Source organism: Brevibacterium sp. JSBI002 (genome assembly GCF_026013965.1).
Taxonomy (GTDB): domain Bacteria; phylum Actinomycetota; class Actinomycetes; order Actinomycetales; family Brevibacteriaceae; genus Brevibacterium.
Map to the genome: position 1 here is coordinate 3429716 of NZ_CP110341.1, position 12697 is coordinate 3442412.

Sequence of the window (12697 nt, forward strand, 5' to 3'; positions counted from 1 at the left end):
CAGGACCCCGGCGATCTCGACCTCAGCCTTTGGCACGTGCCTTCATCGCGGCCAGGCGAGTGGCGACGACCTGCTTCTGCTCGTCGGTGCCCAACAGCGCGGCGAGCGCTTCCTGTTCGGCGTCGAGACCGATGCTGAAATCGGAGTCATAGGACAGGTCGACGAGCCGCTTCGCCCACACCAGCGCCGACCGAGACTGGCCCGCGATCTGCCCGGCCAGTTCGAGAGCACGAGCCAGAGGGTCCTCGACGACCTCTTCGACGAGGCCGATGCGCAGAGCTTCTTCGGCACCGATCGTATCGGCGGTGACGATGAGCTTCTTCGCCTGAGCCGGTCCCACGAGTCGTGGCAGCAGCTGGGTGCCGCACATATCGGGGATGATCCCCCAATTGAGTTCCATGAGTGAGAGCTTCGCATCGGGTCCGGCCACACGCATGTCCGCGCCGAGTGCGATCTGCAGCCCCCCGCCGAGCGCCGCCCCACGCACCGCTGCGATGACCGGAACTTCGACGAGCGACCACACATGCACGGCTTTCTGCGCCAGTGCCCGGGCCGAACCGAGTCGCTCACCGATATCGACGGCGGTGGCCACGGAGTCCGCCGCACCGGACTCACCGGCGTCCCGCTCGGCCGCTTCCTCAGCGGATGAGCGGGTCGCTGCTCCGGCCTCGGCGATCCGGGCCATCTCGGTGAAGTCGAGCCCGGCGCTGAAGGCACGACCGCGACCGGACAGGACCACGGCCTTGACTTCGCTCGAATCTTTCAGTGCCAGCCCCGCCTCGACGAGGTCTTCGAATACCTCGCGGGTGAGCGAATTGAGCTTGTCGGCACGGTCGATCTCGACGTGGGCGACGCCGTCGGTGATCGCGTAGACGACGGTCGAGTTGGTGGTCTCGGACATGAACTGGCCTTTCGACGACGATACCGGCGCGGAAGTCACCGGCGGATGAGGAGCACGACGCAACCGCAGGCGACAGGCCGCCGACGCCGGCGACACTGAACGAGCGATCAGCTGCGTTTCCTGAAGCCTAGCGGAGCACCGGTCAAGGTCAAGACGAAGACCACGATGAGGGAGCTCGCGCACATGGCGACGACTCCCGGCCAAGCGAAGTCGGCGAAGAGGACCGCCGAGAGCCAGGCGCCGAGGCTCGTACCCAGGTAGTAGACGGTGAGGTAGATGGCTGCGGAACGGGTCGAGTCGACTCCCGGCCGGGCGGCACTCGCCGCCGCGGAAGCACCCGTATGTCCGAGGAAGAATCCGGCGGTGAGCAGCGACATGCCGATGATGATCACCACGAGCGAATCGACCAGAGTCAGCCCCGCACCGGCGAGCGCGATGACCATCCCCGCCAGGGTGATCCGAGTGCGTGGGTACTTCGTGGCCAAGCGGCCGTAATACGTGGTGACGACGGTGCCGACGAGGTAGATGAGAAAGAACAGGGCGACTGCGCCCTCGCTCAGGTGCCACGGATCCTGCTGCAGGCGGGTGCCGAGCATCGTGAACGATCCGCCGAAGACGATCATGCACAGGAACCCGGTGAGGTAGATCCGCCACAGACCTCCGCGCAGCGGAATCGCTCGCCGAGGCGGCTGCGCGCTCCCAGCCCCACCGTCGTCGGTGGCGTCCCCGGCAGAGTCGGCATCGTCGTCGACGGACCCATCGGTGGCGGCCGCGACGTCATTACCGTCGGCGAGAGCATTGCTGGCACTGCCGTCACCTGCGGCGACAGCGTCAGGGTCGGCCGCCTCGGTGAGGGTGGGATCCGTATCGGACGGAGCGGAATCGTCCGTGTCGAGGACGGCCCGGCTGCGGGCGGTGGAGAAGAGATCGTGGCGCAGCAGCCAGACGACGATGAGCCCGAAGATCAGCGACACGGCCGCGGTGAACGCAAGCCCGCCGTGCCAGCCGAGGAATTCCGACGCCAGCCCGGTGAGCAGCCTCGAGCAGAGCCCGCCGATCGTGTTGCCGGCGATGTAGACGCCGATCGCTCCGGGCAGGGCGGCGGGTGGCAGGCGCAGGGACAGGTAGGCCATGGCCGTGGCCGGCACCGAGGCGATCGCCACGCCCTGCAGGAACCGGACGACGATGAGCAGCTCCGGGGTCGGAGTGAAGGGAAGGACGAGCGCGAGGATCGCCGCAACGATCACTCCGGCACCGATCTGGCGGGCGTGGCCGATGCGCGGGGCGAGCATGGAGAACGGGATGAGGAAGCAAGCCATGGCCACGTTCGTCGCGGACACGGTCAGGCTCGCCGTCGGACCGTCGATTCCGTAGGCGTCCCGGATCGCCGGCAGCAGGCCCTGGGTCTCGTAGAGGACGAGGAAGACGGAGACTCCCGCGAGGAAGACCGCGGCTACGGTACGCCGAGTGCTTGTCGGACTCGGCTCACCTGTGCTCATGAGCCCTACGCTATGCCTCCGACATTCGCGGCTCAAACGATTCCGGGTCCCGGACCGTGTGAGTCCCGACACCGCGAGGATGCGGAGGATAACCCCATCGCCGAGGCGGCCCTCCGACTTCTAGGCTGAAGACCAGAAGTTCGACGAGCAGTGAATGGACGTGCCAGCGATGACGGCGACCAGCGAGATTCCCGCACTCAGCGCAGACCCCGCGAACCGCCCTGCCGTGCTCTCTGACCCGTCAGCCGCTCCACAGAACCCCGCCGCGTCCTCCCCCGGTGCCACCACCTCGTCCTTGGAATCGCTTGCGCCGACCGAAGGCCAGCACACGGACGTTCCCGGCAACCGCTCCTTCGTCATCACCTGGCTGCTGTCGATGCTCTTCGGAGTCCTCGGTTGTGATCGGTTCTACACCGGCCGGTACCTCACGGGCACGCTCAAGCTGCTCAGCCTCGGCGGATTGGGGATCTGGTGGATCATCGATCTCGGCATCGTTCTCGCCGGCGGTCTGCGCTATCGGCGAGAGCCGCTTCGCGGTTACGTCCACGACAAGGAAATCGCATGGATCGCCACCGGGTTCACCCTCATCGTCGCCTATTCGATGCAGGTCGACGAGCTCGTCACCACACTGCTCGGCGTTCTCTTCTGAGACGGTTCCGCCTCGTGTTCTGATGCATCTCGGCAGCCTCTTCTGAGACGGTTCGCCGACAGTCCACGACTGTCTCAGGTCTGCCTTTCCTGAAAACTGCACGATCTCGGTCTAGGCTCGAGAACAGGACAGTTCAAGGAGGCACAATGAAACGGCAATTCCCCATTGTCCGGATGGTCACCGGCGAATCGGCAGGCAAGCAGATCGCAGGAGCGGCGGCGGCCGCCTCGGCCCTCGGACTCGGCGCACTCGCCGCATGGGATCTCACGCAGAAGAAGCACTCGATCCTGCGCAACTATCCGATCGCCGGGCACGCCCGATTCCTGCTGGAGTCGATCCGGCCGGAGATCCAGCAGTACTTCATCGAACGCAACTGGGACGGACGCCCGTTCAATCGCGACACCCGCACCACCATCTACGAACGAGCCAACGGCACTCACTCCGAACACGCGTTCGGCACCGAGCACGATGTCGACCGCGCCGGCTACGAGGCGCTCATGCACTCGAACATGCCGATCCCCAATCCGCCCAGGCCACCGCGCGTGCGGGTCGGCGGTGACGAGTGCACTCAGCCCTACGACATCTCGCTGCTCAACGTCTCGGCGATGAGCTTCGGCTCGCTGAGCACCAACGCCATCCGAGCTCTGAACAAGGGGGCGGCGCTGGGCGGATTCGCCCACGACACCGGTGAGGGATCGATCTCGCCGTATCACCGTGAGCACGGCGGCGACCTCATCTGGGAGCTCGGCACCGGATACTTCGGCGCCCGCACCCCCGAAGGAGAATTCTCCCCCGAGACCTTCGCCGAGAAGGCGCAGGACCCGCAGGTGAAGATGGTCTCGCTCAAGCTCTCCCAGGGTGCGAAGCCGGGCATCGGCGGCGTGTTGCCTGGGCCGAAGGTCACCGAGGAGATCGCCGAGATCCGCGGCATCCCCGTCGGCCAGACCTGCATCAGCCCTCCAGGACACACGGTATTTTCGACCCCGATCGAACTGCTCGAGTTCATCCGGCAGATGCGTGAACTCTCCGGAGGCAAACCCGCCGGATTCAAACTGTGCGTCGGTTCGCGCACGGAGTTCCTCTCGATCGTCAAGGCCATGGTGGAGACCCAGATCCTGCCGGACTTCATCATCGTCGACGGCTCCGAAGGCGGCACGGGTGCTGCACCATTGGAGTTCGAGGACAATGTCGGTCTGCCTCTGACGCAGGGATTGATGATCGTCCACAACGCGCTCGTCGGCGCGGGCCTGCGGAAGAAGATCAAGGTCGGCGCCTCGGGCAAGATCGCCACCGGCACCGATATCGTCAAACGCCTCATCCAGGGCGCCGACTTCACGAACTCCGCCCGCGCGATGATGATGGCCGTCGGCTGCATCCAGGCCCAGGCCTGCCACACGGGCAAATGCCCTGTCGGCGTCGCCACACAGGATCCGCGGCGAGCGCGCGCCATCGACGTGCCCACCAAGGCCGAACGTGTGCGCAACTACCACGATGGAGTCGTCGCCGAGGCGGTCCGCCTCATGGCATCGATGGGTGCGGCCGCACCCGACGAGCTGGAGCCGACGATGCTGCGACGCAATGTCTCGGCCTCGGAATCCTGGTCCTATGCTCGCCTCTACGACTGGCTGAAGCCCGGCGAGCTCCTTGATGACACCCCCTCGGAGTGGGCCGACGACTGGGCCACGGCCCGCGCGGACACGTTCTCGATCCCCCGCGGACACAGCCGCTGAGTGAGAGGATTCCTATGACCACCCTTGTCCTTCTCCATTCGGCTCTGGGGCGGACGTCCGGGATGGACGCCATCGCCGAACGCTTCGCCCTGGCCGGATATGCCGTCCACACTCCCGACGTCTATGCGGGCAGGACCTTCGACGACGCAGAATCGGGAGTCGCCCACTCCCAGGAGGTCGGGTTCTCGACCCTCGTGGATCGGGTGAATGACGCTTGCGAGGACCTCGGCGACGATCTCGTCTTCGGCGGATTCTCCCTCGGCGCCGCGCTCGCTCAGCAGATGGGCAAGAACGATCCGCGGGCCCGCGGCGTCCTGCTCTTCCACGGCGGCGGCTTCCCCAAGCGGACCCGTTGGCAGGCGGTAGTGCCGGTGCAGGCTCATTTCGCCGTCGATGACTCCTGGCGCAGCCCGGGGACGATCGAGACGCTGATGGAGTCTGCGACGCAAGCGGGTGCGCAGGCGGAGTACTTCCTCTACCCGGGCAGCACCCACCTGTTCAGTGACCCGACCACTCCGGACTACCGCGAAGACAGCGCAGAACTGCTCTACGAACGGGCTTTGGCCTTCCTCGACCGGTTCTGAAGTCCACTTCCCGGCTCCGGGACGCCCTTGCACGCAGACCATCGGTTGCCCAGCCTCGTCCACGCTGGTGGGTGCGGCCCGCCCACGTCGCAGTCGGCCGACTCAACCCATGACGAGGCCGTTGTCGACGATGAGATTCTGACCGGTCACCGCACGCGAAGCGGGAGAGGCGAAGAACACCACTGCCGAGGCGAAGTCCTCCGGAGTCGTCACCCGTCGCAGCGCGCTGGCGGCCGCGATCTGGTCGAAGACCTCTTCGGGTGTCGCCGAGGACGCATCGGTGGTGCGCAGCAGTCCACCGGAGACCATGTTCACCCGCACCCCGGTCGGGCCGAGATCCTTCGCGAACGTCCTGGTCAGCGACAGCAGCGCCGCCTTGCCAGCCGTGTAGTCGTGGTACGGCACGACCGGGTCCTGGAACAGGTTGGTGCCGATATTGATGACACGGCCGGAACCGAGCTCACGGAAACCGTGCATCGCGGCCTGGATCGTATTGACCGCGCCCTCGACGGAACCGCGGAATTGGTCGGCGAAATCCGAATAGTCGATCTCATCGGCCGGTTGGCGCTCATCGCCGTTGAACGAAAAGTCTGCGAGAGCATTGTTGACCACAGTGGATACGGGAGAACCGAACTCGGCGGCCGCGGTTTCGAACATGGCGTCGACGGCGCGGGAGTCCGTGACATCGGCCTCGATGGCCACTGCACGCCCACCGCGAGCACGGACCGCCTCGGCGAGCTCTTCTGCAGCCTCGGCCGAGTACCGGTAGTTGATGACCAGCGCCGCACCTTCCGGCGCGAAGGCCTTGGCGATCGCAGCGCCCAGGCCGCGTCCGGACCCGGTGACGAGCACGACCTGCTCATCGAGAGGCAGAGCCTCGGAGGTGAAAGCCTGTGGGTTGCTCATCGCGTGTCTCCTTCGGACGTCGGTGGGCGGATCCTGACCCCACCATACCCACGAACCACGCGCGCCAGGACAGAGTCGCGCGCCAGCACCGAGTCGTGCGCGACGGCGCTGCAGCGCGAAACCACCGTGGTACGTGGCGATTGTTGGGTCGTTCCACGGTGATATCGCCGTTCAGAACACCGCGGATTGACCCAACAATCGTGTGATGGCCGCGTCCGCACCCCGCTCAGCAAGGAGCAAATCGCTGCGAACCGCGCGCACATGGGCCACGGAACGTGCTCTGAGCGCCATGAGTCCATAGACTGAAAAGAAGACCACCGTTTTCCATCCCCAGGAAGTCACCCTCATGAACGAGCTCGGCGCCGGCATCTCCATCGGAGTCCTCGCGGCTCTCGTCGTCTTCGTCATCTACTTCATCGGAGCGAAGCTCGGACGATGGCAGCCTAGGAACCCCGCCAGTGGAGGCGGCGCCCAGGGCGGCTACCCGGAGACTCAGGGATACGGCCAAAACCCCTACGGCCAGCCCGGCTACAACCAGTCCGGTCGCCCGTGGAGCAGCGAGGATGAGACCCGCGTTCTTCCCAGCAACGCGCAGGGCTACAACGCACAGGGCTACGCCGACGACGCCGATCTGCCGCGGGCGACGAAGAACGAACTCGCCGCCAACGTCCAGCACTCCGGCCAGATGATCGAGGCCAACCGACGGGCTGCCACCGCGGCCAACGGCGACACCGTCGCAGTGTTCACCTACATCCTCGGCGCCGCTCTCATCGCCGTCGTCGCCTTCGTGTTCTTCAACAACCTGCTGCTGCCGGCCACCATCGGCGCGCTGACAGGCGCGATCATCTGCGTGGCTCTCTCGGCGACCTACACGATCAAGCACCTGGACTTCTGGCCGGACAATGCGACGATCTCGATCATCAACCTGCTCGTCGCCCTGGCCGCGTCGATCTTCATGTACATCGGGTCCGTGCAGACGGTGCGCGACAACATCAGCCTGTCCACGATCACCGACTCGTTCGACGCCCTGCCCTTCGGCGACGGATTCTCCGCCTTCGCCGTGGCCATCGGCGACCGGGTGGTGACGTTCTTCAAGGACTTCGGCTTCTTCGGCTTCGTGTTCCTGCTGTTCATGGGCATCGGCTGCATCATCGTCTTCACCCTCGCCGCGAAGTCGCTCGTCGACGTCATGGACTGGCGGATCTTCGCCCAGTTCGGCCACAACGTCACCGATCGTCCGATGTCGTATTCGCGTGCCGTGCGCTTCCAGACGTCGAAGGTCTCGCACACTGTGACCTCGCTCGTTCTCGCCGTCATTGCTGTGCTCGCCGCCACAGGATTGCTCTATGACGGCTTCACCTGGTTCACACGCTGATGAACATCTCAGAAACCGGGCGGTAAGATAGGTCCGGAATTCCCCCGTGGTGACGCGTCAGGCGCGCGCCTCTGCGGACGATATCGACACCGACGAACGACCCGAAAAGGGATGAGTACTTCAATTGGCGAATGGCAACGCAACATTTCGGCACTCGAACGTGGCCCTGCTCGGCCTGACCGAGACCCTGGCCCCGAACGAAGTGACCTCGCAGGAATTCGACGACCGCCTCGCCGATACGCTGTTATCTCTCAAACTGCCGCAGGGTCTGCTCCAACGCGTCGCCGGTGTGTACGCCCGCCGAAACTGGGATGAGCCCCACCAATTCGCCGATGGTGCGATCGCGGCCGGAAAGAAGGCTCTCGCCGAGGCGGGGGTCCCTCCCGACGCCATCGGACTGATGGTCAACACATCGGTGACCCGTGAGCACCTGGAACCGTCCGTGGCCGTCGGCGTCCACGCCGGCATCGGGCTCGGCCCGCAGGCGATGAACTTCGACATCGCCAACGCCTGCCTCGGATTCGTCAACGGAATGACCCTGGCCGCGAACATGATCGACGCCGGGCAGATCGAATACGCCCTCATCGTCGCCGGCGAAGACGCCTCCCGCGTCCAGGACGCGACGCTGCGCCGCCTCAACCGTCCGGAGATCACCCGCGAGGAGTACCTCAACGAATTCGCGTCCCTGACGCTGGGCTCGGGTGCCGCTGCCGCCGTCCTCGGCCCCGCCGACAAACACCCGGAAGGCCACCGCATCCTCGGCGGCATCACCCGGGCCGCCACCCAGCATCACGCACTGTGCGTCGGTGACCACAACGGCATGTTCACCGACACCAAGGGGCTGCTCTCCGGTGGGATGGAACTCGTCGTCGCCGCGTGGGAGGAAGCCCACGAGTCCGGCTGGGACTGGAAGGAGATGGACCGCTACGTCATGCACCAGGTCTCCGATGTGCACACGAACTCCATCACGAAAGCCGCGAACCTCGACCCTGATCGGATCCCCACGACCTACCAGGAGCTGGGCAACGTCGGCCCCGCCTCCCTGCCCATCACGCTTGCCCGTGAGGCCGATTCGCTCAACCCCGGCGACCGCATCCTGTGCATGGGTGTCGGCTCCGGCCTCAACACCGCCATGACCGAGATCGAGTGGTAGAGACTTCATGAGATTTCCTGCACGGCCGGCCACGACTCCCCCGCAGCTGCCCGAGTGGGACCCCGCCTGGTCCCGAATCGTCGAGGCGGAAACCTCCGATGGGACGCACACGTTCCATGTGCTCGACACACTGCCCGCCCTGACCGCTGCCGGGGTGGAGCCGGCGGGCACGATCGTCGCCCTCCACGGCAACCCGACCTGGTCGTATCTGTGGCGCAGGCTGGCGCAGGCCACCATCGATGCCGCGCCGTCCGGCGGCCGCGCCTGGCGGCTCATCGCCCCCGACCAGCTCGAGATGGGCTTCTCCGAACGGATCGCCCACGAGTCGATGCCGACCCCGAAATCCGATGAGGTGCGCCGCATCGCCGATCGCATCAACGATTTCGATGCGGTCGTCTCAAACCTGTTCGCCGAGGTGGCCGGCAGTGCCGCACGAACCGCAGGTTCCGGCAGCCACCCGATCGTGACGATCGGCCATGACTGGGGCGGCGTGCTCTCGCTCGGCTGGGCTTCCCGCAACACCGATATCGTGTCCGCGGCCATCAGCCTCAACACGGCCGTCCACCAGCCCGAGGATGCCCCGGTGCCCGCGCCGCTGCGTGCGACTCTGGCCGGGCCGATGCTGCCGACGGCCACCGTCCTCACCGATTGGTTCCTGCGCGTGACGCTGAACCTCGGCGACCTCGATGCCGAGACCAAGGCCGCGTTCAACGCCCCGTACCAGTCCGCGCAGGAGCGGTGGGCGATCGGCAACTTCGTCGCCGACATCCCCGTCGATGCGAACCACCCGTCGGATCCCGAGCTGCAGCGCATCGGTGCGGACATCGCCGTCTTCGACAAACCGGCGCTTCTCATCTGGGGCCCGAAGGATCCGGTATTCCTCGAACGCTATCTGCGGGATCTGCGGCAGCGCCTGCCGCAGGCGGACGTGCACCGGTTCGAAACCGCCTCCCACCTCGTCAGCGAAGACCACGATGTACCCGGTCTCGTCCTCGACTGGCTGAGCTCCCGGTTCGATGCGCCGGACACTGCGAATACCCCCACCGAGGCGGCCCCCGCGAAGGGATCGTCCGAGCGGAAGGGCACGGCCGCCTCGGCGACGGGAGCAGCATCCGCGCGGTCTGGAACGTCCTCCTCGGCGAGGGGATCGACTTCCGATGTCGCGGATGACTCCGCCACCGGCAACGGATCCGCGGAGGTCCGCGCGGTGACGGCGATCCTCGATGCCCGCCGCGACGACGAGGCGATCGCCTCGGTCGACTTCGCACAGAATCCGGCGCAGCAGATCACGTGGCGCCACCTGTGGCACGTCACCACGTCGATCGCGAACGGGCTGCTCGACCTCGGGGTGCAGCCCGGGGACCGGGTGTCCATGCTCGTGCCTCCGGGCAACAATCTCACCGCCGCCCTCTATGCGTGCCTGAAGATCGGCGCGGTCGCCGTCGTCGCCGATGCCGGACTCGGCCCGAAGGGAATGACCCGGGCGATCACCTCGGCCGATCCGCAGTGGATCATCGGCGAACTGCCGGGACTCACACTGGCCCGCGCTTTCGGCTGGCCCGGACGACGCATCTCGGTGCGTCCGCTTGGGCCCGTGCGTTCCCGGATGTTCAAGGCAGAGACGAGCCTGACCGAACTCTCCCGCACCCCGCACCGGGCCGAGCTGCCGGCCCCGGCACCGGATGCCGATGCGGCGATCCTCTTCACTTCCGGGTCGACGGGACCGGCGAAGGGCGTGCGCTATACGCATGCGGACATCTCCGCGCTGGCGGCCGTTCTGACCAGGACCTTCAACGTCACGGAGGGCACCGGTCTGGTGGCCGGGTTCCCACCGTTCGCCCTGTTGGGACCGGCCATCGGGGCCACCTCGGTGACACCGGACATGTCGGTGACGAAACCGAAGACGCTCACGGCCACAGCGATCGCCGATGCGATCATCGCCGGACGGGCGACCATGGTCTTCGCCTCTCCTGCCGCGTATACGAACGTCGCCGCGACCGCCGGTGAGCTCGATGAGACGCAGCGGGAAGCGTGCGCCGGGGTCGAACTCGTGCTCTCGGCGGCGCGCCCGTGCCGCTGGAGCTCATGGATGCCATCGCCGAGGTGTTCCCGAACGCGTCCATCCATTCCCCCTACGGTATGACCGAGGGGCTCCTGCTCACCGACATCGACCGTGACGGTGTGGCCGCCGCCGATGCCACCGGTGGTCTCGGGGTGTGCGTGGGACAGCCGATCGACGGCGTCGAACTCGCTCTGGCCCCCATCGATGAGTCGGGACGTTCGGCCGATGAGCTGCTGCAGGGTGAGGCCGCGCGGGGCCGCCTCGGCGAATTCGTCGTCAGTGCCGCCCATATCAAGTCCGGCTACGACAATCTGTGGCGCACGACTGCGGATTCGGCGCGTGATGATCTGCATGGTCTGACCTGGCACCGCACGAACGACATCGGCCACATCGATGAGAACGGTCGCGTGTGGCTCGAGGGACGTCTGCAGCATGTCGTCACGACCCCGCGCGGACCGGTCGGGCCCGGAGGCCTCGAAGCACTCATCGACGCCGATGCGCAGGTCAGCCGCAGCTCCATCGTGGGCATCGGGCCCGTCGGCACCCAGGCGCTTGTGGCCGTGCTCGATGCCGAGGGCACCGCATTGGCACCGGGGTTGGCGCCCTTGGAGCTGACCGAGCGTCTGCGCGAGCAGGTGCTCGACGTCAGCGGTCACGACCTGGCCGCGGTGCTTGTCGCGCCCGAGTTCCCCACCGACATCCGCCACAATTCGAAGATCGACCGTTCCCGTCTCGCCGCCTGGGCCGACAGCGTCCTGACTGGTGGGCCGGTGCGCGGCAGCGTCTGAGGTCGCGTCGCATGCCGTCCCCGGCATCGGCGCTGTCCCGAATCTGAGTCGTCCCCCGTTCACGAGGAGCTGAAGTGAGAATCACCGTCACCGGAGCCTCCGGGCTACTCGGTTCGTCCGTTGCCCGTGCACTCGTCACCGCCGGTCACGAGGTCACCACTCTGCAGCGTCGCCCCTCAGGGGTCGACGGTGCCGTCGATGTCATCGGTTCGGTAACCGATGCGGCTGCCGTCGATCAGGCCGTCACCGGCTCCGAGGCAGTCGTGCACTTGGCCGCGAAGGTGTCCATGATGGGTGATCCCAAGGATTTCGAGGCCGTGAACATCGGCGGCACTCGCACACTCGTCGATGCGGCACGGGCCGCCGGCGTGGAGCGGCTGGTCCATATCTCGTCGCCGTCGGTGGCACATACCGGTGAGTCGATCATCGGCGACGGTGCCGAACCGGCGTCTCCGGAGTCTGCGCGCGGCGAATATGCGCGGACGAAGGGCGCCGGTGAGCGGATTGCTCTGGGCGCGGACTCGTCCGACTTTCGGGTGCTCGTCCTGCGTCCGCACCTCATGTGGGGCCCGAGTGATACCCAGCTCACTGAACGGGTCATCGACCGTGCCCGATCGGGGCGAATGCCGGTGCTCGGATCGGGAGCGGCGCTGGTCGACACCCTGTTCGTCGACAATGCGGTGGAGGCGATCGTCGCGGCGGTGACCACGGTCGATTCCACCCATGGTGAGGCACTGGTGGTGACGAACGGTCAGCCGCGCCCCATCGGTGAGCTGATGTCACGCATCGCAATCGCCGGCGGAGCGGCGGAGCCGAAGCTGCGCATTCCGGTGGCCCCGGCGCTGGCAGCAGGGTCTGTGGTCGAAAAGGTTTGGGAGCTCGGAGAGCACGACGACGAACCACCGTTGACGAGGTTCCTCGCCGAACAGCTGTCGACCGCGCATTGGTTCGACCAGCGGCGAACGCAGGAAGTCCTCGGTTGGACTCCCCGCGTCAGCATCGAAGAGGGTCTGCAGATCCTCGCCGCGCACTATGCCTGAAGGTGTGCCG

General features: G+C 66.5%; 9 protein-coding genes and 1 pseudogene. 7 read left to right on the plus strand and 3 right to left on the minus strand.

Annotated elements, in window-relative coordinates:
• Window positions 1-22: 22 nt before the first annotated feature.
• Window positions 23-901: an enoyl-CoA hydratase-related protein gene (locus LJ362_RS15500; protein ID WP_264799920.1), complete on the minus strand. Its 879-nt coding sequence runs from the start codon at window positions 899-901 to the stop codon at window positions 23-25.
• Window positions 902-1008: 107 nt separating this feature from the next.
• Window positions 1009-2400 carry an MFS transporter gene (locus tag LJ362_RS15505; RefSeq protein ID WP_264799921.1) on the minus strand — a complete coding sequence of 464 codons (1392 nt, stop codon included), beginning with the start codon at window positions 2398-2400 and terminating at the stop codon, window positions 1009-1011.
• 169 nt (window positions 2401-2569) lie between these two features.
• Here LJ362_RS15505 and LJ362_RS15510 point away from each other — a divergent pair, with 169 nt between their 5' ends.
• From LJ362_RS15510 to LJ362_RS15520, 3 genes are all read left to right on the plus strand, one after another.
• Window positions 2570-3049, plus strand: a complete 480-nt coding sequence (locus LJ362_RS15510; RefSeq protein ID WP_264799922.1) for a TM2 domain-containing protein — start codon at window positions 2570-2572, stop codon at window positions 3047-3049.
• Window positions 3050-3195: 146 nt separating this feature from the next.
• The gene (locus LJ362_RS15515) at window positions 3196-4779 is read left to right on the plus strand and encodes an FMN-binding glutamate synthase family protein (protein ID WP_264799923.1); all 1584 of its coding nucleotides are present in this window, start codon (window positions 3196-3198) and stop codon (window positions 4777-4779) included.
• Between the two features lie 14 nt (window positions 4780-4793).
• The gene (locus LJ362_RS15520; RefSeq protein WP_264799924.1) at window positions 4794-5363 is read left to right on the plus strand and encodes a dienelactone hydrolase family protein; all 570 of its coding nucleotides are present in this window, start codon (window positions 4794-4796) and stop codon (window positions 5361-5363) included.
• 102 nt (window positions 5364-5465) lie between these two features.
• Here the strand turns inward: LJ362_RS15520 and LJ362_RS15525 are convergent, their stop codons facing one another.
• Window positions 5466-6269: a 3-oxoacyl-ACP reductase gene (locus LJ362_RS15525; protein ID WP_264799925.1), complete on the minus strand. Its 804-nt coding sequence runs from the start codon at window positions 6267-6269 to the stop codon at window positions 5466-5468.
• 346 nt (window positions 6270-6615) lie between these two features.
• On the opposite strand from LJ362_RS15525, the gene LJ362_RS15530 reads away from it, so the two are divergent.
• The 4 genes and pseudogenes from LJ362_RS15530 (at window position 6616) to LJ362_RS15545 (ending at window position 12687) form a co-directional block, all read left to right on the plus strand.
• Window positions 6616-7644: a hypothetical protein gene (locus LJ362_RS15530; RefSeq protein ID WP_264799926.1), complete on the plus strand. Its 1029-nt coding sequence runs from the start codon at window positions 6616-6618 to the stop codon at window positions 7642-7644.
• 124 nt (window positions 7645-7768) lie between these two features.
• Window positions 7769-8797 carry a 3-oxoacyl-ACP synthase III gene (locus tag LJ362_RS15535; RefSeq protein WP_264799927.1) on the plus strand — a complete coding sequence of 343 codons (1029 nt, stop codon included), beginning with the start codon at window positions 7769-7771 and terminating at the stop codon, window positions 8795-8797.
• A gap of 7 nt (window positions 8798-8804) precedes the next feature.
• Window positions 8805-11647, plus strand: a pseudogene (locus LJ362_RS15540) (alpha/beta fold hydrolase).
• Window positions 11648-11721: 74 nt separating this feature from the next.
• Window positions 11722-12687 (plus strand): NAD-dependent epimerase/dehydratase family protein, encoded by a 966-nt coding sequence (locus LJ362_RS15545; RefSeq protein WP_264799928.1) that lies wholly within the window; start codon window positions 11722-11724, stop codon window positions 12685-12687.
• Window positions 12688-12697: the final 10 nt, after the last annotated feature.

What these genes read in the sequence shown, in the direction of transcription:
- LJ362_RS15500 (WP_264799920.1), bottom strand. Translation starts at nt 901, where the DNA reads ATGTCCGAGACCACCAACTCGACCGTCGTCTACGCGATCACCGACGGC.
- LJ362_RS15515 (WP_264799923.1), top strand. Translation starts at nt 3,196, where the DNA reads ATGAAACGGCAATTCCCCATTGTCCGGATGGTCACCGGCGAATCGGCA.
- LJ362_RS15520 (WP_264799924.1), top strand. Translation starts at nt 4,794, where the DNA reads ATGACCACCCTTGTCCTTCTCCATTCGGCTCTGGGGCGGACGTCCGGG.
- LJ362_RS15505 (WP_264799921.1), bottom strand. Translation starts at nt 2,400, where the DNA reads ATGAGCACAGGTGAGCCGAGTCCGACAAGCACTCGGCGTACCGTAGCC.
- LJ362_RS15510 (WP_264799922.1), top strand. Translation starts at nt 2,570, where the DNA reads ATGACGGCGACCAGCGAGATTCCCGCACTCAGCGCAGACCCCGCGAAC.
- LJ362_RS15530 (WP_264799926.1), top strand. Translation starts at nt 6,616, where the DNA reads ATGAACGAGCTCGGCGCCGGCATCTCCATCGGAGTCCTCGCGGCTCTC.
- LJ362_RS15525 (WP_264799925.1), bottom strand. Translation starts at nt 6,269, where the DNA reads ATGAGCAACCCACAGGCTTTCACCTCCGAGGCTCTGCCTCTCGATGAG.